Annotated in this window: 19 protein-coding genes; 14 read left to right on the forward strand and 5 right to left on the reverse strand. The window is 66.2% G+C overall.

Annotated features, from left to right (window positions below):
- Positions 1 to 298 precede the first annotated feature (298 nt).
- From CAG41_RS20745 to CAG41_RS20810, 14 genes are all read left to right on the forward strand, one after another.
- A complete protein-coding gene (locus CAG41_RS20745) occupies positions 299 to 661 on the forward strand; it encodes a cytochrome c5 family protein (RefSeq protein ID WP_085582418.1) in 363 nt (120 codons plus the stop codon).
- 76 nt (positions 662 to 737) lie between these two features.
- Positions 738 to 2066, forward strand: a complete 1329-nt coding sequence (locus tag CAG41_RS20750) for a D-arabinono-1,4-lactone oxidase (RefSeq protein ID WP_170930298.1) — start codon at positions 738 to 740, stop codon at positions 2064 to 2066.
- Positions 2067 to 2140: 74 nt separating this feature from the next.
- Positions 2141 to 3349 (forward strand): DSD1 family PLP-dependent enzyme, encoded by a 1209-nt coding sequence (locus tag CAG41_RS20755; protein WP_170930299.1) that lies wholly within the window; start codon positions 2141 to 2143, stop codon positions 3347 to 3349.
- 309 nt (positions 3350 to 3658) lie between these two features.
- A complete protein-coding gene (locus CAG41_RS29220) occupies positions 3659 to 4261 on the forward strand; it encodes a transposase (RefSeq protein WP_371856120.1) in 603 nt (200 codons plus the stop codon).
- 59 nt (positions 4262 to 4320) lie between these two features.
- On the forward strand, positions 4321 to 5910 hold the full coding sequence (locus tag CAG41_RS20765) for a ShlB/FhaC/HecB family hemolysin secretion/activation protein (protein WP_085707419.1): 1590 nt from the start codon (positions 4321 to 4323) through the stop codon (positions 5908 to 5910).
- 14 nt (positions 5911 to 5924) lie between these two features.
- Positions 5925 to 7724 (forward strand): DUF2341 domain-containing protein, encoded by a 1800-nt coding sequence (locus CAG41_RS20770; protein ID WP_085707420.1) that lies wholly within the window; start codon positions 5925 to 5927, stop codon positions 7722 to 7724.
- Between the two features lie 11 nt (positions 7725 to 7735).
- The gene (locus CAG41_RS20775) at positions 7736 to 8161 is read left to right on the forward strand and encodes a biopolymer transporter ExbD (protein ID WP_085640080.1); all 426 of its coding nucleotides are present in this window, start codon (positions 7736 to 7738) and stop codon (positions 8159 to 8161) included.
- Positions 8162 to 8164: 3 nt separating this feature from the next.
- Positions 8165 to 8872: a TonB C-terminal domain-containing protein gene (locus tag CAG41_RS20780; RefSeq protein WP_085582430.1), complete on the forward strand. Its 708-nt coding sequence runs from the start codon at positions 8165 to 8167 to the stop codon at positions 8870 to 8872.
- Between the two features lie 39 nt (positions 8873 to 8911).
- Positions 8912 to 10615, forward strand: a complete 1704-nt coding sequence (locus CAG41_RS20785; RefSeq protein ID WP_085656506.1) for a putative porin — start codon at positions 8912 to 8914, stop codon at positions 10613 to 10615.
- A 17-nt stretch (positions 10616 to 10632) separates the two neighbouring features.
- Entirely contained in the window at positions 10633 to 11262 is a 630-nt protein-coding gene (locus CAG41_RS20790) for a DNA repair protein (protein WP_085582434.1), read from the forward strand.
- Positions 11263 to 11280: 18 nt separating this feature from the next.
- Positions 11281 to 11751, forward strand: a complete 471-nt coding sequence (locus CAG41_RS20795) for a YbjN domain-containing protein (RefSeq protein ID WP_085582436.1) — start codon at positions 11281 to 11283, stop codon at positions 11749 to 11751.
- Positions 11748 to 12695 carry a peptidylprolyl isomerase gene (locus CAG41_RS20800; protein WP_085632781.1) on the forward strand — a complete coding sequence of 316 codons (948 nt, stop codon included), beginning with the start codon at positions 11748 to 11750 and terminating at the stop codon, positions 12693 to 12695. The genes CAG41_RS20795 and CAG41_RS20800 overlap by 4 nt, the downstream gene beginning before the upstream one ends.
- A 158-nt stretch (positions 12696 to 12853) precedes the next feature.
- Positions 12854 to 13831 (forward strand): LysR family transcriptional regulator, encoded by a 978-nt coding sequence (locus tag CAG41_RS20805; RefSeq protein WP_085632779.1) that lies wholly within the window; start codon positions 12854 to 12856, stop codon positions 13829 to 13831.
- A 73-nt stretch (positions 13832 to 13904) separates the two neighbouring features.
- Positions 13905 to 14423 (forward strand): GNAT family N-acetyltransferase, encoded by a 519-nt coding sequence (locus tag CAG41_RS20810; RefSeq protein ID WP_085632777.1) that lies wholly within the window; start codon positions 13905 to 13907, stop codon positions 14421 to 14423.
- A gap of 1 nt (position 14424) precedes the next feature.
- Here the strand turns inward: CAG41_RS20810 and CAG41_RS20815 are convergent, their stop codons facing one another.
- From CAG41_RS20815 to ccoN, 5 genes are all read right to left on the reverse strand, one after another.
- A complete protein-coding gene (locus tag CAG41_RS20815; RefSeq protein ID WP_085582444.1) occupies positions 14425 to 15117 on the reverse strand; it encodes an aspartate/glutamate racemase family protein in 693 nt (230 codons plus the stop codon).
- Positions 15118 to 15280: 163 nt separating this feature from the next.
- A complete protein-coding gene (locus tag CAG41_RS20820) occupies positions 15281 to 16255 on the reverse strand; it encodes a halovibrin HvnC (protein ID WP_085582446.1) in 975 nt (324 codons plus the stop codon).
- Positions 16256 to 16306: 51 nt separating this feature from the next.
- Positions 16307 to 17695, reverse strand: coding sequence for a hypothetical protein (locus tag CAG41_RS20825; protein WP_085582448.1), 1389 nt, complete (start codon positions 17693 to 17695; stop codon positions 16307 to 16309).
- A gap of 211 nt (positions 17696 to 17906) precedes the next feature.
- Entirely contained in the window at positions 17907 to 18128 is a 222-nt protein-coding gene (locus tag CAG41_RS20830) for a CcoQ/FixQ family Cbb3-type cytochrome c oxidase assembly chaperone (RefSeq protein ID WP_085582450.1), read from the reverse strand.
- Between the two features lie 14 nt (positions 18129 to 18142).
- The gene (ccoN, locus tag CAG41_RS20835) at positions 18143 to 19570 is read right to left on the reverse strand and encodes a cytochrome-c oxidase, cbb3-type subunit I (RefSeq protein WP_085707421.1); all 1428 of its coding nucleotides are present in this window, start codon (positions 19568 to 19570) and stop codon (positions 18143 to 18145) included.
- Positions 19571 to 19631 lie beyond the last annotated feature (61 nt).

Here is a 19631-nt window from a genome sequence, read left to right on the forward strand (position 1 = left end):
TTGGCGGCTGGCTGACCTGACGCCATCGCGGGCAAGCCCGCTCCCACAAGGTTCTCTGTCGTTCACAAGTGTTGTATGCGCCGCATAGCCTGTGGGAGCGGGCTCGCCCACGATAGCGTCGGTCAGGGCGCTGCAAGGCAAATGCCGTTCGCGCAACAGCGCCATGGCCCCGGATGCCCCCTCGCTGGCCCGCAATGCCCTCAACCCCCGCGCGGCGCTGGCTTAAGGTTGACCCTGCCTTGACCACAACAACAAAGGTGCCGCCGCCATGGGCGCGGTGCCAAACGCGAGGATTGCCATGGGGGCCGCCCGATTCCTGCTTCCGCTGCTGCTGGCCGTTGCCGTGGGGGGCTGCGGCGATGACGCCAAGGCGCCTGCCGCCGCCGGCATCGCCAGCACCGCCACGCCCGCCGACCCGGCACTGGCGCAGATCTACGCCAACAGCTGCCAGCTCTGCCACGCCAACCCCGCCGCCAACGCGCCGCTGACCGGCGACCGCAAGGCCTGGGAGCCGCGCATCCGGCAGGGCGGCGACACGCTGCTCGACCACGCCATCAACGGCTACAACGGCATGCCGCCGATGGGCCAGTGCGTAGAGTGCTCGGAAGAGCAATTCCTGCAACTGATCGGCTTCATGGCCGACCAACCGATCCCACAGTAAGGGTGCCCGCATGACGATGGATCTGACACGGCGTCAGTTGTTGCAACGGGCGAGCATCGTCGGCGCGTTCAGCGCGCTGGCGGCGAACCCGGCATTGGGCCAGTTGATGCGCGCGCCACGGCTGATTCCCTGGCGCAACTGGTCCGGCGGGCAGAGCTGCCTGCCGGCGGCGCGGCTGGCGCCCAAGAACCTGGACGAGTTGAGCCAGGCCATCCGCCAGGCGCCGGGCAAGATCCGGCCGGTGGGCTCGGCGCATTCCTTCAGCGCGCTGGTGCCCACCGACGGCACGCTGCTGTCGCTGAGCTACTTCAACGGCCTGCTCGGCCACGACCCGAACACCCTGCAGGCCGAGTTCGCCGCCGGCACGCCGATGTCGCGCATGGGCCAGCCGCTCAAGGACATCGGCCAGGCCCTGCACAACATGGCCGACATCGACTACCAGACCCTGGCCGGGGCGATTTCGACCTCGACCCACGGCACCGGCAAAACCTTCCAGTCCTATTCCGCCCATGTCTGCGGGCTGCAACTGGTGGGCGCCGACGGCCAGGTGCTGGACTGCGACAGCCAGCGCCACCCCGAGGTGTTCAACGCGGCCCGCGTCTCACTCGGCGCCCTCGGCGTGGCCACGAAGATCCGTCTGCAGAACCGTCCGGCCTACCGCCTGCGCGAGCGCCAGTGGATCGCCAAGACCGAAGAGCTGCTGGAGGACATCGACAAGAACACCTCGGAAAACCAGCACTGGGAAATGCTCGTGGTCACCCATTCCGACTACGCCTTGTCCATCGCCCTCAACGAAACCAGCGACCCGGCCACGCCGCCGATCAGCCCCGAAGAGGAGGGCGGCAACGAGTTCGTGACCCTGATCGAGAAGCTCGACAAGTACGGCAGCGATTTCCCCGAGCTGCGCAGCTCGCTGCTCAACAGCCTGCGCCACCTGGCCAGTTTCGATGACCGGGTGGGCGACTCGTTCGACATCTACGCCAACGTGCGCACCGTGCGCTTCAACGAGATGGAGTACTCGATCCCGGCGGAACACGGGCCGGCCTGCCTGCGCGAGATCCTCAAGCTGATCCGCGACAAGGACCTGCGCACCTGGTTTCCCATCGAGTACCGCTACGTCAAGGCCGACGACATCCCGCTGAGCATGTTCGAGGGCCGCGACAGCTGTTCGATCTCGGTGCATCAGCATTACCAGATGGATCACCATAACTTCTTCGCCGCCGTCGAACCGATCTTCTGGAAGTACAACGGCCGGCCGCACTGGGGCAAGTTGCACACGCTCAACGCCCGCACGCTGCAGCCGCTGTACCCGCGCTGGCGCGAGTTCATCGAAGTGCGCCAGGCGTTGGATCCGCAGGGCAAGTTCCTCAATGCCCATCTGTCGTCGATTCTGGGGGTGAGCTGATGGCTGTCGACCGACGCAATTTCCTGTTGGGCACCTTGGGTGTCGGCGTGCTGCTGGCCGGCGTGGGTGCGTGGTTGCGGCCCGGTGACCGCGGCGGGCCCTACAGCGACTATTTCCGCGAGCTGAACCGCGAACTCAAGGCCCGCGGGCCGATGCGCCCGGTGATGCTGATCGACCTGGACCGGCTGGACCACAACATCGACGTGGTGGTGCGTTCGGTCAAACGGGCGGGCAAGCACCTGCGGCTGGTGGAGAAATCCCTGCCGTCGCCGGGGCTGCTGAGCTACATCGCCCAGCGTGCAGGCACCCAGCGGCTGATGTCGTTCCACCAGCCGTTCCTCAACCATGACGCGGTGACGTTCCCGCAGTCCGACATCCTGCTGGGCAAGCCGTTGCCGGTGCGTTCCGCCGAGCTGTTCTACCAGACCCACCAAGGCCCGTTCGATCCGTCGAAGCAACTGCAATGGCTGCTCGACGGCCCCGAACGTCTGCAGCAGTACCTGGCGCTGGCCAAAGGGCTGGGCACGCGGATGCAGGTCAACATCGAGCTGGATGTGGGCCTGCACCGGGGCGGGGTCGGCGACCTGGAAACGCTGGGGCAGATGCTCACGCTGATCGCCGCCAACCCGCAGCATCTGACGTTCGCCGGGTTCATGGGCTACGACCCGTTCGTGGGCATGGGCGTGCCGGGGATCCTCGGCTCGCCGCAGGAACTGTTCGCCAAGGTGATGGCGATCTATCAGCGCTGCGTGGATTTCACCCGCCAGCGCTTCCCGGCCCTGTGGCACGACGGCCTGTGCCTGAACACCGCCGGCAGCCCGAGCTACCGCATGCACGAAAACGAAACCCTGAGCACCGAGGTGTCGGTGGGCACGGCGATGCTCAAACCGACCCACTACGACCTGCCGTCGCTGGTCGAGCACGAACCCGCCGCCTACATCGCCACGCCTGTGCTGAAAAGCACCGGCGCGGTGAACATCCCGGCGCTGGACGACAAGTCGAAGCTGTTCTCCTGGTGGGACACCAACCAGCGCCAGACTTTCTTCATCTACGGCGGCAACTGGATGGCCGAGTTCGAATCGCCGCCGGGGCTGCAAAGCAACGGCGTCTACGGGCGCAGTTCCAATCAGGAGATGGTCAACGGCTCCAGCGCCGTGGGGTTGAACGTGGAGGACCAGGTCTTCCTGCGCCCGACCCAGACCGAGGCGGTGCTGCTGCAGTTCGGCGATCTGCTGGCGGTGCGCGGCGGCAAGATCGTCGACACCTGGCCGGTGTACGGCTGACATCCTTTCACCATTCCCCCTGGCAGGCGCGAGCCTGCTCGCGAAAGCGTCCTGCCGTCCGCTGGCAAGACGCTTTCGGGGCGGGCGCCACGCCCTTGCTTCCGTCCTGCGGTGCCTTGGCCGGCGCCATCGCCAGCAGGCTGGCGCCCACATTTGATGGGTGCACGTCTCTTCGGTAATGAAGCTTTTGTGACAAAAGTTCGGTAGCACATCGCCAGTCCGGTCATGCCTATGTAACGCGCTTGAGGGGCCCTTCGGGGCGGTCATCGCAAGCCGAGGCGGGACGCCGGGAGTGAGGCAATGGGGACTATGGAACGCTACTCGAAAGTGGGCATGCAGGAACTCGATCAACGCCTGTCGAAGATCGTCGAGGCCGCGCGCAAGAAGCCGGTGTCGGTGTACCGCTACGGTGCGCCGTGGGTCTGGATCGTGTCGCAGGACGACTGGCAGGGCGCCTTGAAGGAGGTCTCCAGCTACATTCCGCCGGGCCATTCGCTGGTGTTGCTGCGTCCGCAGATCGATGACCTGCTCGACGAGCACCGCGACCTCCTGCATGAACTCAATGCCGAGCCCGGCAGGGTCATTCCCGCGCAGACCGTCATGCACATCCTGCTCCTGCAACTGCTGTATTCGGTGCCCAGCGAGCAGCAGTTGTTCGAGCAGCTCAACTACAACCTGCTGTTTCGCTGGTTCGTGGGGCTTGGCCTGAACCAGAAGGTCTGGAGCTTCAACACCCTCGGCCGTGACACCGCCACGCTGCTCAACAACCCGCGTGCGGTGCAGCTCATCCAGAAAATCATCGGCGAAGTGTTCTGCGGCGCGCTGCTGCAGATGCCCGAGTTCTCGTTGAACTTCGCCCTGCTGCACACGTGGCTGGGCAAGCACGCCGGGACGCCTGCCGCCAGCAATTGACCGACGCAGCACACAAGGCGCTTTCGCGCCGTAGACCATCGCGAATTCAGGGGAATGGTGTGGAACGGATTTTCAAGTCACGGCTGGCGCTGTGGGGCTGGCTGCTGGTGACGGCCGGCGCGCAGCCTGCGATCGCCGAAGAGGGCGCCGCGCCGCAGCGCCTGGTGGACGTCAACGAATACTTCGTGCGCGGCAACACCGTGCTCGACGCGCGGGCCATCGAAGAGGCGGTGTATCCGTTCCTCGGCCCGCAAAAGGCCCTGAGCGACATCGAAGGCGCGCGGGACGCGTTGCAGAAGGCCTATCAGGACCGCGGCTACCAATCGGTGTTCGTCGAATTGCCGGAGCAGGCGGTGGCCGACGGCATCGTCTACCTGCAGGTCAGCGAGACCAAGGTCGGCCGGGTGCGGGTGGTCGGCGCCAAGCATTACTCGCTGCTGGACATCCGCGACAACGTCCCGGCGCTCAAGGAAGGCGAGGTGCCGGACTTCGCCAAGGTGCAGGGCGAACTGGCGCAACTGAACAAGACGCCGGGCCGCCAGGTCATGCCGCTGGTGCGCGAAGGCCAGCGCCCCGGCACGATGGACGTGGACCTGCAGGTCGAAGACCAGAACCCGTGGACCGCCAGCGTCGGCCTGAACAACGACTACAGCGCCGACACCGAAAAGCTCCGGGCTGTCACCAGTCTGGGTTACAACAACCTTTGGCAGCTCGGTCACAGCCTCAGCCTGACATACTTCACCGCACCCCAGGACACCGACAACGCCAAAGTCTGGTCGGCGTCGTACACCGCGCCGCTGAGCGACCGCTGGAGCGTGCAGTTCTCCGGCTACCAGTCCGACAGCAACGTCGCCACCCTCGGCGGCAGCAACGTGCTGGGCAAGGGCCATTCCTACGGGGTGTCGGCGATCTACACGCTGCCGTCCAGCGGCAGTTGGTCGAACTCGCTGTCGGCGGGCATCGACTTCAAGGACTTCGACGAACGTCTGACCCTGGCCGGCGACAGCGACAAGGTGCCGCTCAAGTACGCGCCGTTCACCTTCGCCTACAACGGCTACCGCTACACCGAAAAGAGCCAGCTGGGCCTTGGCCTGAGCCTGGTGGCGGCCACCCGCAGCATTCTCGGCTACGGCAGCTCCGACGAAGAGTTCGACTACAAACGCTACCGCGCCAAGCCGAGCTTCGCGGTGGTCAAGGGCGACACGAATTTCACCTGGACCTTCGACAACGACTGGCAGAGCGCAAGCAAGGCCGCGTTCCAGCTCGCGTCCGGGCCGCTGGTCTCCAACGAACAGTTCTCCGCCGGCGGCGCGACCTCGGTGCGCGGCTACCTGGCGGCCGAACGCACCGCCGACGACGGCTTCCTGCTCAGCCAGGAGCTGCGCACCCCGTCGCTGGCCAAGTTCGTCGGCGGCTGGATGCAGGACTGGCGCTTCTACGCCTTCGCCGAAGGCGCGCAACTGTACCTGCGCGACGAGCTGCCGGACCAGGACGCCGACTACGCACTGGCCAGCGTCGGCCTCGGCACCCGCGCCAGCCTGAGCAAATGGCTGTCCGGCAGCCTCGACTGGGGCTACCCGCTACTCGAAGGGCCGAACACCTCGAAACAGGAATCGCGCCTGCATTTCAACCTTCAGGCCACTTTCTAACAGGAGCACTTTCCATGCAGCGCCTTTTCCTATCGTTGTTGATCTGCCTGGGCTTCGTGCTCCCGGCCACGGCCCAGGCCTGGTGGCAGGACGACTGGCACTACCGCAAGCAGATCACCGTGGACACCACGCCCCAGGGCGCAGGCATTCCGCAGGCCCTGGGCCGTACCGCGCTGCTGGTGCGCCTGCACACCGGCAACTTCACCTTCGACGGCGTGAAGGAGGACGGCTCGGACCTGCGCTTCGTGGCCGCCGACGACAAGACTGTGCTCAACCACCAGATCGAAAGCTTCGATGCGCTGATGGGCATGGCGTTGGTCTGGGTCGATGTGCCGAACGTCGAAGGCGGCCAGCGCCAGGACATCTGGATGTACTACGGCAACCCGAAGGCCCCGGCCACCGGCAACGGCCAGCTGACGTTCGATCCGAACTACACCGCGCTCTATCACTTCGACGGCGCCACCGGCACGCCGGCCAAGGACACCACCGCCTACGGCAACACCGCCCAGAGCGCCACCGGCGCAAGCATCGACGGCGTGGTGGGGCGCGCCTTGCAGTTCAGCGGCCAGCCGCTGCTGTTGCCGGCCAGCCCGTCGCTGCAGCACAGCGCCGGCAGCGCGTTCACTTTCAGTGCCTGGCTGCGGCTGGATCAGGCCAACGGCGAGCAGTTGATCCTGGCCCGCCGCGAGGGCGCCGCCAGCCTGCTGGTGGGGGTCAATCAGGGTGTGCCGTTCGTGGAGATCGACGGCCAGCGCGCCGTCGCCGGCCAGGCGCTGAGCCCTGGCCAATGGCAACATCTGGCGGTGACCGCCGAGGGCGGCAAGACCGCGCTGTACGTCAACGGCCGCGAGAACGTCGCGCTGGCGCAAGCGATGCCGGCGTTCAACTCGGCCATGGCCATCGGCGCCGACCTTGCCGCCGGCCCGTACTTGCCGTTCGCGGGCGCCATCGACGAGCTGCGCCTGTCCAAGGTCGCGCGCCCGGCGGCGTTGCTGCTGGCCGACGCCACCGCCCAGGGCGCCGAGTCGAAACTGGTCGCCTACGGTGTCGATGAAGAACAGTCCGGCTTCGGCTTCGGCAGCCTGGGCTTTTTGCTCAACGCGGTGCCGGCGGACGCCTGGGTGATCATCGCGGTGCTGGTGCTGATGATGTTCCAGTCGTGGATCATCATGATCCGCAAGAACCGCACCCTGGGCCGCGTCACTGCCGCCAACGAAGATTTCCGCGTGCAGTTCGCCAAGGTCGGCACGCGCCTGGAGATGTTCGCCGACGACACTCAGCTCGCCCAGCGCCTGCAGCATTCGCCGCTGTGGCGCCTGTACCTGGTGGCCGTGAAAGAGATCCGCACCCGCCGCGAGCAGGGCGCCGACACCTCGTCGGTGTCGGCGGCCACCATCGAGGCCATCCGTTGCTCCATGGACGGCGTGCGCACCCGTGAGAACCAGGCCCTGAGCGCCAAGCTCTCGACCCTGTCCAACGCCATCGCCGGCGGCCCGTACATCGGCCTGCTCGGCACCGTGCTGGGGATCATGGTGGTGTTCCTCGGCACGGCCATGGCCGGTGACGTCAACATCAACGCCATCGCGCCGGGCATGGCCGCCGCGCTGCTCGCCACCGCCATGGGCCTGTTCGTCGCGATCCCGGCGCTGTTCGGCTACAACCGGCTGATCACCCGCAACAAGGAAGTCAGCGCCGACATGCGCGTGTTCGTCGACGAGTTCATCACCCGTCTGGCGGAGATGCACGGCGAAGGCCAGTCCAGTGAGGCGGCGCAGGTGCGCGGCCATCACGTCAACCACTCCGTACCGGCCTGAGGAGCACTGACATGGCGTCCGTAAATGCCTCCCACGACGATGACGAAGACGCAGCGGTGGACAGCATCAACATCACCCCGCTGGTGGACGTGCTGATGGTGGTGCTGGTGATGTTCATCCTCACCGCCACCGCCCAGGTGTCCGGGATCCAGATCAACCTGCCCAAGGCCAGCGCGGCGGTGTCGCTGTCCGAGGCCAAGACCAAGGCGATTTCGGTCAACGACGGCGGCCAGGTGTTCCTCGACGCCTACCCGGTGACCCTGGTGGAGCTGGAGGAGCGCCTGCGCATCGAGAAGGCGCAGAACCCGGACTTCCCGGTGATCGTGCGCGGCGACGCCACGGTGCAATACCAGAAAGTCATCGAGGTGCTGGACCTGTTGCGCCGGCTCGAACTGTCCCAGGTCGGTCTCGTCACCGGCAAACCGAGCCAGGGCTGAGCCATGACCGCACACAACCCGATCGAGCCGTTGCCGGTGAAGAAGGCCTCGCCGCTGCGCTACGTGAAGTGGGGCGCGGGGCTGATCGTCGGCGCGCTCGCGGCATATTTGCTGTGGCAGTGGGCCAACGACATGAGCGGCATCCGCCGCGAAGCGCCGAAGGTGCCGACCATCATTCCGTTGCCGCCACCGCCGCCACCGCCCCCGGAAAAGCCGCCGGAGCCGGAGCAGCCGGTGGAGGAAAAAGTCGTCGAGCCGGAGCCGACCCCCGAGCCGCAAGAGGTCAAGCCCGAGGAGGAAGCGCCGCCGTCACCGGCGGACGACCTGGCCAACCCGATGCAGATCGACGGCGACGCCCAGGCCGGCAGCGACGCCTTCAACATCGGCGCGGGCAAGGGCGGCGGCATGGCCGGGGCCGGCGGCGGGCGCCTGGGCAACGGCACGTACAGCCAGTTCCTGGCGTTCACCTTCCAGAAGCTGCTGCGCGAGAACCCCGACCTGCGCAACCTGGCGTTTTCGCTGCAAGCCGATGTGTGGCTCAGCGGCGCCGGCGAAATCACCCGGGTGGAATTGACGAAGTCCAGCGGCAAACCGGACATCGACGCCCAGGTGCTGGCGGCGCTGCGTGCCGCGCCGGCCCTGAGCGAACGGCCGCCGGCCTCCATCACATTGCCTGTGCGCCTGTCCCTGCAGGGACGGCGTCCGGGCTGACCGAATTACTCAAGATTTGCCAAAAGGAGTTGTGTGCAGATGATTTCCCACGTGAACCGGTTGTCCCTGGCGGTCGGCATGGTCGTCGCGACCCTGGTCGGTCAGGCCGCGGCAGCGCCCGCGCCCGCGCCTTCGGAGAACGCCACGATCAACCTGATCCGCTTGCTGGTCGAGCAGGGCATCCTCAAGCAGGACAAGGCCGACGCGCTGATCGCCCAGGCCCAGAACGAGGCCGCCCAGGCGAAGCAGGCCGCCGCCTCGGTCGCCGTGGCGGCAGGCCCGGTCGCCGCGCCGGGGGACGTGCGCGTGCAGTACGTGCCGGCCGCGGTGCGCGACCAGATCCGCGATCAGGTCAAGGCCGAGGTCATGGCCACCGCCAAGCAAGAGAACTGGGCCCAGCCCAACACCTTTCCGGAGTGGGTCGCGCGCATCAGTTTCGACGGCGACATCCGCCTGCGCGACGAGTCGCGCTACTACTCGGGCAGCAACAGCAACGAGATCGTCGACTTCGCCAAGCTCAACAACAACGGCCCGTACGACGTGAACCCCAACAGCAGCACCAACCTGCCGCCGTTGCTCAACACCCGCGAGGACCGCGAGAACCTGTTCCGCCTGCGCGCCCGGTTGGGCATGAAGGCCGAGATCGCGCCGCAGTGGACCGCCGGCGTACGCATCGGCACCGGTTCGGACAACAACCCGGTGTCCACCACCCAGAACCTGGGCGGCGGCTTCGCCAAGAAAGACATCTGGCTCGACCAGGGCTACCTGACCTGGAAACCGTCGGATGAGCTGACCCTGACCGGCGGACGTTTCGCCAACCCGTTCATGTCCACCGACATGCTGTATTCCAACGACCTGAACTTCGATGGCATAGCGGCGATCTTCGACCGCAAGCTCAGCCGCGACTGGGGCGTGTTCGGCACCGTCGGCGCGTTCCCGGTGGACTACACCAACGACACCACCACCAGCAACGGCTTCGACAAGGAAGAAAGCGACAACAAGTGGCTGTACGGCGCGCAGATCGGCGCCAAGTGGGCGATCAACAGCGATAACCGGCTCAAGGGCGCGTTGGCGTACTACCGCTTCGACGACATCGAAGGCCAACGCTCCAGCCCTTGCCGGCCCTGGGCCGGGGAGCCGGGCTGCGACAGCGACGGCACCCGCGCCGCGTTCATGCAGAAGGGCAACAGCGTGTTCCTGCTGCGCGACATCACGCCCAACCCGCTCAACCCGGCGGGCACGCCGCAGCCGCAGTTCGTCGGCCTGGCGTCGGAGTTCAACCTGCTGGACCTGAACCTGGTCTGGGACGCGGATCTGCCGCAGGACTTCAAGCTGCGCGGCCAAGGCAACTACATCCACAACCTGGGCTACGACGAAGGCGACATGCGCAAGCGTTCGGCCGGGCAGATCGTCAACAACCTGGGCAGCGACGGCCAGATCAAGAGCGGCGCCAACGCCTGGATGGTGCAGTTCACCCTCGGCAACGCGCTGGACCTGAAGAAGCAAGGCGACTGGAACCTGTTCGCCGGCTACAAGTACATCCAGCCGGACGCCTTGCCGGACGGCTTCAACGATTCCTCGTTCCACCTGGGCGGCACCAACGCCAAGGGCTACATCCTGGGCGGCAACTACGGGCTGGCCAAGAACGTCTACGCCACCGGCCGCTGGATGAGCACCGAGGCGGTGTACGGCGCGCCGTTCGACATCGATGTCATGCAGCTTGAGATCAACACGCGCTTCTGAGGCGCCGGGAGAGGGTAATGGACACGCGTTTTCTGTGGCTCGGTCTGGGCCTGTTGGTCGCCACCGGCGCGAGCGCCGAAGGCATGGAGGAGCGCCTGCGCACCCAACTGCGCAGCACCGCCCAGCAATTGCAGGCCCTGCAGAGCCAGCAGGCCCAGGCCAGCGCCGCGCAGTTGGCGGCGCAGAACGAGGCCAAGGCGGCGCAGGCGCAGATCAAGCAATTGACCGCCGAACTGGCCAAGGCCAAGGGCGTCGCCGAGCAGTTGGCCGGCCAGCAGCAGAGCCTGCACAGCCAGGCTCAGGCTCAGGTGGCCGCCAGCAACGAGCAGGTCGGCAAGTTCAAGAAGGCCTATGACGAGCTGCTGGCCATGGCCCGTGCCAAAGAGGCGGAACGGTCTAAGCTTCAGGCGCAATTGGCCGAACGTGACACACAAGTGCAGCAATGTTCGGTCAAGAATCAGCAGATGTACGGCGTCGCCAAGGAGATCCTCACCGCCTACGAAAACATCGATGTGGCCCAGGTGATGAAGATCCGTCAGCCCTTCGCGGGCAGCGCCCGGGTCAAGTTCGACGAACTGGCCCAGGGCTTCGGCGACGAGCTCTACAAGACCCATTTCGATGCGCCGAAAACGGCGCTCGCCCAGTGATTTGACAAGGAAGCGACCATGACTCAATTGATCAGCCACGTGACCCCGGCCTCGTTGACCGAAGTGCTGCAAGCCGCCGGTTACCGGGTCAACCGGACCGAACAGAACGGCATCGTCCAGTTGCTCAGCGCAAGCCAAGGCATCGGCTACGCGGTGCGTTTCGGCAACCCGGCGCCGGAGGCCGGCGGTTTCGTGGACTTCACCTTTAGTTGCGCGCTGCGGGTGCAGGGCGAGCTGCCGGCCGGGGTGGCCGAGCAGTGGAACGCCTCGCGCCGCTTCGCAAGGCTGTCGTTGCAGGGTGAGTTCCTGGTGATGGAAATGGACGTGGTGGTGGCGGCGGGCGTCAGCGCGGCGCACCTGCGCGGCAACCTGGAACTGTGGGACCGCCTGCTTCAGGAATTCATCGTGTACCTGCGTGATTTCAGCCAGCAGGCTGCCGCGCCGGCGGTGAACGCCGAAGCGGCCGCGCAAGAGGAAGCCGTGCTGTGAAAAAGCCTGCCATGGTGATGGGCGCCGCGACGGTGGCGCTGCTGGTGGTGGCCGTGGCGTTGGCGGTGCGGCCGGGCAGCGACCCGGTCGCCGCTCAGCAGCCGGCGCCGTCGATGCAGGCCGAGGCGGGGCCGGCGCTGGCCCGCCTGGGCAATCAGCAGGTGTCGCCGCAGGAGGTGCAGGCGCTGTTGGCCAGCCTGCCGCCGGCGTCCCGCGAACAGCTGCAAGGCAACCGCGAGGCGCTGGAGCGCTGGATCCGTTCGCGGCTGGCCGAAAAGGCCGTGCTGGAGCAGGCGGACGCTCAGGGTTGGGCGCAGCGTCCCGACGTCGCCCGGCAGACCCGCGCGGCCACCGAGCAGATCGTCTTCCGCGACTACTTGCGGTCGGTCAGCGAGGTGCCGGCGGACTACCCGAGCGCCGCCGAACTGCAGCAGGCCTACGAGGCCGGCAAGGCCGACTGGGTGACCCCGGCGCTGTACCGGGTCAGCCAGATTTTCCTCGGCGTGGGCGATCCGCAGAATCTCGACGCCGTGCGCAAGCAGGCGGCGGAGCTGAGCAAGAAGGCCCAGGCCGCGCCGGGGGAGTTCGCCGCATTGGCCGGCCAGTATTCCCAGGACCGCACCACGGCCGAGCGGGGCGGCGACAGCGGCCTGCAACCGTTGCAGCAACTGGTGCCGGAGGTGCGTGGCGCGGTGGCGCGGCTGAAGGTCGGCGCGGTGTCGGAGCCGGTGCAGAGCGCGGCGGGCTTTCACGTGATCAAACTCACCGAGCTGCAGCCGGCCCGCACCGCGACCCTGGACGAGCTGCGTGACCAACTGACCCAGGCGTTGCGTGCCCGGCGCCAGGAGCAGATCGCCCAGGCGTACCTGGACGGCATGCTCAACACCGCGACGCTGAGCATCGACGGGGCTGAACTCAACAAGGTGCTGGAGGGAAAACGGTAATTCGGATCCACCGCTGAACCTTGTGGGCACTGGCTTGTCGGCGATGGCTGCGTGTCAGTCACCAGACAAGTTGGATCGGCCGACCGCATCGCTGGCAAGCCAGCGCCCACGAAGGACGAGTGCACAGGCAAACAACAAAGATCGACAGGGAGTCATCGATGTCATTCACCGAACCCGCAGGACGACAGGGCAGCCCCGAATACCGCTGGCCGCAGGACAAGGAGGAACCCTGGCAGGCCCGGGCCGCCGCCCTCGACGGCGACGTGGCGCAATACTTCCTGGTAAGCGCCCGCTGCGGTTGCTTCATGCAGGCGGCCCGCAGCCTCAACGTGCGTTCGACCTTGCTGCGCAAGCAACTGGCGCAGTTGGAGCAGCAACTGCAATGCGCGCTGTTCAGCTTCCAGGGCAGCGCCCTGAGCCTGACCCGCGAAGGCCAGCAGTTGCAGGCGCGGCTGATCGCCCTGGCCCACGAACGCAAACTGCCGGTGGTCGAGCAGCCGCTGGTGCGCCTGGCCGTGGCCGAGTCGATCCTGCACGACATCCTGGGCCGCGACCTGATCGCGCTTTTGCGACGCAACGCCAGCGTGCGCCTGGAGATCATTTCGGTGGACAGCGAACTGGCGCTGCGGGCAGTGAGCGCCGACGTGGTGCTGTGGCTGGCCCCCGGCGACAGTCCCCATCCCGGCCCGACCTTCGCCACCGACGATCCGCAACGCCTGGCGACCCTGGACTACCTGCCGCATATCGCCAAGCGCTATTCGCGGGTGACGGCGCGCCCGGACACCCTCGACGACCTGGCCGACTTCATGCTGGTGCAGTGGCGTCACGACCGTCAGATCGACGGTTTTCGCCCCTGGAACAACCTGGTCGAACAACGCCTGGCCGGGGTGGTGCAGATGCAGTCCTATGAGCTGATGCTGGAGATGATCCGTTGCAGCGCCTGCATCGGTCTGCTGCCGATGTACATGGGCCGCTTCGACCGGGGCCTGGTGGCGTTGCCGGGGCTGTTCGACGAGCCGATGCGGTTGCAGGCGTGGCTGGCGGTGAATGCCGAGTCGCAGGCATCGGCCGAGGTGCAGGCGTTGGCCGGACTGATCCGCCACACGTTCAGCGAGCGGCAGGAATGGTTCGAATAGCCTGACGCTGGATCACATGATGGGTGGCGGATTAGAGTGAACCGCCATGCAACCGATCCAGGAGGGATCCGCCATGCCTGACGACAACGTCGCCATCCACCTCGAACGCTTCAACGAATCCCACGTCGAGGGTGTCACCGCGCTCTACAACGATCCGGCCGTGGGTCGGCAGGTGCTGCAGATGCCGTTTCAGTCCAGCGAGGTCTGGCGCCAGCGGCTGCTGGCGGACAACGAACGGGCGGTGAAGCTGGTGGCGCTGCATCAGGGTGCGGTGATCGGCAACCTGGGGCTTGAAGCGTACTCGCGGATGCGCCGCAGCCATGCCGCCAGTTTCGGCATGGCCGTCGCCTTGGCGTGGCAGGGCAAGGGCGTCGGTTCCCGGCTGCTGGCGGCGGCGCTGGACGTCGCCGACAACTGGATGAACCTGCACCGGGTCGAGCTCACCGTGTACGCCGACAACGACGCCGCCATCGGCCTGTACCGCAAGTTCGGCTTCGAGACCGAGGGGCTGTTGCGTGACTACGCCGTGCGCGACGGGCAATGGGTCGACACCCTGAGCATGGCCCGCCTGCGCCCGCGCCCCAAGGCGTGACTCAGTCGTCCAGGGCGAACGCCACCGCCGCCTGCGCATGCAGCGCGGTGGTGTCGAGCAGGGGCAGGGCGCTGTGCTCGGGCTTGATCAGCAGGCCGATTTCCGTGCAGCCGAGGATGATCGCCTGGGCGCCCCGGGCGGTCAGGGATTCGATCACCCGCTGATAGGTCTGCCGTGACGTTTCGCTGATCACGCCGACGCAAAGCTCTTCGTAGATGATCCGGTGCACCGCACGGCGTTCGGCCTCGTCCGGCACCAGCACGTTCAGGCCCTGGGCGTGCAGCCGCTGCTTGAGGAAGTCCTGCTCCATGGTGAACGCCGTGCCGAGCAGGCCGACGGTGTTGGCGCCGATCTCCAGGGCCGCATGGGCGGCGGGTTCGGCAATGTGCAGGAACGGAATGCCGACGGCGGCCTGGATCGGCTCGGCCACCTTGTGCATGGTGTTGGTGCACAGCACCACGCATTCGGCGCCGCCGGCCTCCAGCCGGCGCGCGGCATCCACCAGGATCGCCGCCGCGTCGTCCCAGCGCCCGGCGTGCTGGGCCTGCTCGACCGGACCGAAATCCACGCTGTGCATCAGCAGTTGCGCAGACCGCAGCGGCCCGAGCCGGTCACGGACCTGCTGGTTGATGAGGCGATAGTATTCGGCGCTGGATTCCCAGCTCATGCCGCCGATCAGGCCGATGGTGCGCATTGGATGTCCTCAGGCTGTGGCCTGCGCGGATGCGCCAGGCCTGAGGGGAGTTTCCGGCGGTTCGGCGGCGGATGCCAGCGCAAATCAACTGTAGCGCCCATTCAGTTGCAAAGTGTTGCGCAGCGTCATCCGCCCCGAAGCGGTTTCCCGCCGCACGCCGGGCTTACGGTGTCACAGCTTGATCGGCCGGATCGTAGGAAAACGATGAATCGACGCCTGGCGTGGAGGGCGGCGTCAGCCGGATGATCGGCACGAGGATCTTCGGGTCGGTCGAGTTGTAGAAGTCCCTTTGGTTGTACTGGGCCTCGGCCAGTCCGGCATCGCTTCCGCCGTAGATGTAGAAGAACGCCATGAGCGGGAACTTGTTCGGCGGGAAGCTCTGGGCGCACGACTTGGCAGGGTCTGCCGACAGCGGGTCGCACCAGGTCTTGATCAGGATTTCATTGTGTTCGTTGACCCCGGACACGTTGGCGAGCGCTCTGGCCCGGATGGACTGATAGAACGCCGGGCCCGCGAGTTGGTTGCGGTCATCCGATATGTCGAAGCCGCACTGGCGCTGGTTCCGGTTGCCGCCGGCGATCGACCACACGTCATACCACTGCTCCGCCGTGGTCACGCCGGCGTTGTGGCAGAGCTGGCTCTGTTGGGGATAGTCGGGGTGGGCCACGCAGACCTCCGTCGCCGAGCGGGTCCAGGTCCAGGCGTCGTAAGGGTAGGAGCACAGGTAATCCAGGTCATACTTGTCGGCCGGTGCTTCGAAAATCGGATAGACGATGAATCCGTTGCCGTGCCCCCAGGCCAGGCGTCCGAAATTGGCATCGGCCCGCAGATAGGAAAACGAGACGCCACCGTTCTTCACCGAGTTGGGGCTCGGATCCCAGACCTTGTACTGATTGTTGGGATCCTTGACCGTCACCCGCAGCGTCACCCCCGAGCAGAGGAACGCCGGCTGCGAGTCGGAGTTGAAGCAGTTGGGGAATTTCCGGCCGTAGAGCGTCTTCAACTGCGTGACGATGGCCGGGCCGTCGAGCACCTGGGTGCCGCTGGCGCTGACGTTGACGGTCGCCGGCGGCTGCGTCGCGACTTGCGAGCAACCGGCCAGCAGGACGAACAAGAAGATTCCGATGGCTTTGCGCATGACGTGCTCCTTCGCCCGGTCGGGCACTTTGGTGTTTCGTGTGGCGCGTCCCTAGATCGTCACCCGCAGATACCAGGAAAAGATGATCGGCTCGCTGGTGCCGGTACGGTGCAGGGTGTAGTTGAACAGGCCGGTCTTGCCCCGGTTGTTGCTGATCCAGGCGGGGGGGACGGCGACGTCGGTGTACTGCGGCTGGGTGATGCCGAACTCGTCGCTGTGGTGGCGGATGGTGCCCACCGTCAGAGAGATGCGCACCTTGTGGCTCCCTTCCAGAGGAGGGTAGTAGGCGCGCAGGTTTGTCTTGTTGGCGTTGAGAGTCGGTTCACCCAGCAGGTGCTTTTGCGCGGTGACGTTGATGTCTAGGTTTCTCGACGGTATGTCTGGCTGGGTGCCCGGCAACCGCACGGTATACGAGATTTTCGCGCTGTTGGCGATGCAGTCGACCACTTCCTCGCGGGGCACACGGAAGGTCAGGGTCTGGCCTGCGGTGGTGACGGTCTGGATTTCGCTGCCGAAGGTCGAGTTGCGCCCCACCCAGTACACTTTCACGGTCTGGCCCGGCGCCGATCCGGTGTAGTTCACCTCGACCGTGGCGTACTGGGCCTCGTAGAAGTCGCGCACGAAGTTCAGCACGGTTCCGTTGGCGTCCTTGGCCTCCAGCACTTTCGGCGGTCTGAGGTCCAGTGCCGGCGTGCGGATGTGCACGTCGATCTCGGTGGTCGCGGACCAGATCGCCAACGGGCCTGAGGTGTTGCCGATCTGGTCGGTGACGCGGTACTTGAGCTGGAACCTGGGGTTGTCCTGCCAGAACGCCTCGGTGAACAGGGTGATCACCACGCTGCCGGCCGCCGCTTGGGCGGCCGTCACGGTGTGGGTGGTTTCACGGCCGTCGGCGCTCAAGGTGATGACATCGCGTTCGCGCAGGTGGATGTAGCGCAGGGTGACGGCCACGCCTTGCGCCGCGCGCGCGGCATCCACGCCGTTGGCGATGACATCCGCCGGCAGGGTCATGAGCAGGTTCGGGTTGTCGCCCGTGCCCGTGACTTCGCCGCCGGGGCGCGGGGTGTGGAAGAGCGCCACCAGCGGTTGCGAGGTTTCGGGGTCGGGTTGGCTGATGCGGGTGACCCGCAGGCTCAGGCGGTTGATCCCGTCGCGCAGGAGGGCGGCCGGCAGGTTCAGGTCGAAGCGCAGGTTTTCTTCACCCGGCTGAATGGTCTTGCTGACGGCGGCGGTGGCCGATTCATTGAGCAGCAGTTCGGCGAAGTCGCGCGGTGCCATGTTCAGCCACGGATCGCACGACACACGGAGTATGCCGTTACTGATGAGCGACAGCGCAATGCCGCCGTCGGGGGCCTCAGGATGAACCACCGGAACCGTCAGGCCGGGAATGGCGGGCCGGTCGATGACCAACGGCTGATTGTTGTTGTCTGGCGTGTTCATGGTCGCGCTCCTGTCGTGCCGATATCGCGTTGACGAGTCAGCGATATCAAACACCCGCAGGCGCGGCCGGGCACCTGTCAGATCTGACAGGTGCCCTCTCAAAGTACGCAGAAAAGACCACCGTCGGTCGTTTTCCGGATCTGTGCAGAAACGGTGGGAGCCCCCCATCGCCGGCACCGGCTTCATCGCGGGCAGGCCCGCTCCCGCAGGGTCACATGTCCATGTTGACCCAGCCCGGCTTGGCCTCCTCCGGCGCCACGGCCTTCACTGTCTTGCCGGTGGCCAGCTCCACCCGCCGCGCCACTTCCGGGTCGTCGGCGAACGGCGTGAGGCTGGCGTCGTCGAGGCTTTGGGCGGTTTCGTGGCGCAGGCAGTACTCCACCGACAGCCACAGAAACAGCACCCCCAGCCCATTCAGGAACATCTCGAACATGGCCGCCTCCTTGCCTAGGCGATCTGCGCGTCGCGATGGGCCAACGCCACGTCCGCCACCCGCACGGTGCGCCACACGTTGTAGGCCATCAGCAGCATGCCGCTGAGGAAGAACACCCCGCCGGCGAAGCGCACGATGAAGCCCGGATGGCTGGCCTGCAGCGCTTCGACGAAGGAGTACGTCAGCGTGCCGTCTTCGTTGATCGCGCGCCACATCAGGCCCTGGGTGATGCCGTTGACCCACATCGAGGCGATGTAGAGCACGGTGCCGATGGTCGCCAGCCAGAAGTGCAGGTTGATCAGCGGCGTGCTGTGCATGCGTTCGCGGCCGAACACTTTGGGCACCATGTGGTAGGTGGCGCCGAAAGTGATCATCGCCACCCAGCCCAGCGCCCCGGCGTGCACGTGGCCGATGGTCCAGTCGGTGTAGTGGGAGAGGGCGTTGACGGTCTTGATCGCCATCATCGGGCCTTCGAAGGTGGACATGCCGTAGAACGCCAGCGACAGCACCAGGAACCGCAGGATCGGGTCGGTGCGCAACTGATGCCAGGCGCCGGACAGCGTCATCATGCCGTTGATCATGCCGCCCCAGCTCGGCGCCAGCAGGATCAGCGACATCGCCATGCCCAGCGACTGCGCCCAGTCGGGCAGGGCGGTGTAGTGCAGGTGGTGGGGACCTGCCCAGATGTACAGGGTGATCAGCGCCCAGAAGTGCACGATCGACAACCGGTACGAATACACCGGCCGGTTCACTTGCTTGGGCACGAAGTAGTACATCATCCCCAGGAACCCGGTGGTCAGGAAGAAGCCCACCGCGTTGTGGCCGTACCACCACTGCACCATGGCGTCGGTGGCGCCGGAGTACACCGGGTAGGACTTGAACCAGTCCACCGGGATCGACAGGTGGTTGACCACGTGCAGCATCGCGATCACCAGGATGAACGCGCCGAAGAACCAGTTGCCGACGTAGATGTGCTTGGTCTTGCGCCGCACCACGGTGGTGAAGAACACCACGCCGTAGGCCACCCAGACCACCGCCATCCAGACCGCGCCGGAGAATTCGATCTCGGCGTATTCCTTGGTGGTGGTGTAGCCCATCGGCAGGGTGATGAACATGATCACGATCACCGCCTGCCAGCCCCAGAAGGTGAACGCCGCGAGCCGATCCGAATACAGCCGCACCTGGCAGGTGCGCTGCACCGCGTAGTAGCTGGCGGCGAACTGGGCGCTGCCGGCGAAGCCGAAGATCACCAGGCTCGTGTGCAGGGGCCGCAGGCGGCCGAAGGTGGTCCACGGCAGGTCGAGGTTCATGTCGGGCCAAACCAGTTGCGAGGCGATCCATACCCCCATCGCCATGCCGACCACACCCCAGAAAACGGTTGCGATGACAAATTGGCGGACGACCTTGTAGTTGTAGGCCTGTCCGGTTGCTGCTGTGCTCATGGTCGATTCATCCACGGTTGCAAAGGCTTGCCGAACCACCCGGCCCGGCATGGGCTGCACT

Origin of the sequence: Pseudomonas sp. B35(2017), from assembly GCF_002113645.1 — a bacterium.
Lineage (GTDB): Bacteria > Pseudomonadota > Gammaproteobacteria > Pseudomonadales > Pseudomonadaceae > Aquipseudomonas > Aquipseudomonas ekonensis.

What these genes read in the sequence shown, in the direction of transcription:
- CAG41_RS20745 (WP_085582418.1), top strand. Translation starts at nt 299, where the DNA reads ATGGGGGCCGCCCGATTCCTGCTTCCGCTGCTGCTGGCCGTTGCCGTG.
- CAG41_RS29220 (WP_371856120.1), top strand. Translation starts at nt 3,659, where the DNA reads ATGGAACGCTACTCGAAAGTGGGCATGCAGGAACTCGATCAACGCCTG.
- CAG41_RS20770 (WP_085707420.1), top strand. Translation starts at nt 5,925, where the DNA reads ATGCAGCGCCTTTTCCTATCGTTGTTGATCTGCCTGGGCTTCGTGCTC.
- CAG41_RS20775 (WP_085640080.1), top strand. Translation starts at nt 7,736, where the DNA reads ATGGCGTCCGTAAATGCCTCCCACGACGATGACGAAGACGCAGCGGTG.
- CAG41_RS20780 (WP_085582430.1), top strand. Translation starts at nt 8,165, where the DNA reads ATGACCGCACACAACCCGATCGAGCCGTTGCCGGTGAAGAAGGCCTCG.
- CAG41_RS20785 (WP_085656506.1), top strand. Translation starts at nt 8,912, where the DNA reads ATGATTTCCCACGTGAACCGGTTGTCCCTGGCGGTCGGCATGGTCGTC.
- CAG41_RS20790 (WP_085582434.1), top strand. Translation starts at nt 10,633, where the DNA reads ATGGACACGCGTTTTCTGTGGCTCGGTCTGGGCCTGTTGGTCGCCACC.
- CAG41_RS20795 (WP_085582436.1), top strand. Translation starts at nt 11,281, where the DNA reads ATGACTCAATTGATCAGCCACGTGACCCCGGCCTCGTTGACCGAAGTG.
- CAG41_RS20805 (WP_085632779.1), top strand. Translation starts at nt 12,854, where the DNA reads ATGTCATTCACCGAACCCGCAGGACGACAGGGCAGCCCCGAATACCGC.
- CAG41_RS20810 (WP_085632777.1), top strand. Translation starts at nt 13,905, where the DNA reads ATGCCTGACGACAACGTCGCCATCCACCTCGAACGCTTCAACGAATCC.
- CAG41_RS20815 (WP_085582444.1), bottom strand. Translation starts at nt 15,117, where the DNA reads ATGCGCACCATCGGCCTGATCGGCGGCATGAGCTGGGAATCCAGCGCC.
- CAG41_RS20820 (WP_085582446.1), bottom strand. Translation starts at nt 16,255, where the DNA reads ATGCGCAAAGCCATCGGAATCTTCTTGTTCGTCCTGCTGGCCGGTTGC.
- CAG41_RS20825 (WP_085582448.1), bottom strand. Translation starts at nt 17,695, where the DNA reads ATGAACACGCCAGACAACAACAATCAGCCGTTGGTCATCGACCGGCCC.
- CAG41_RS20830 (WP_085582450.1), bottom strand. Translation starts at nt 18,128, where the DNA reads ATGTTCGAGATGTTCCTGAATGGGCTGGGGGTGCTGTTTCTGTGGCTG.
- ccoN (WP_085707421.1), bottom strand. Translation starts at nt 19,570, where the DNA reads ATGAGCACAGCAGCAACCGGACAGGCCTACAACTACAAGGTCGTCCGC.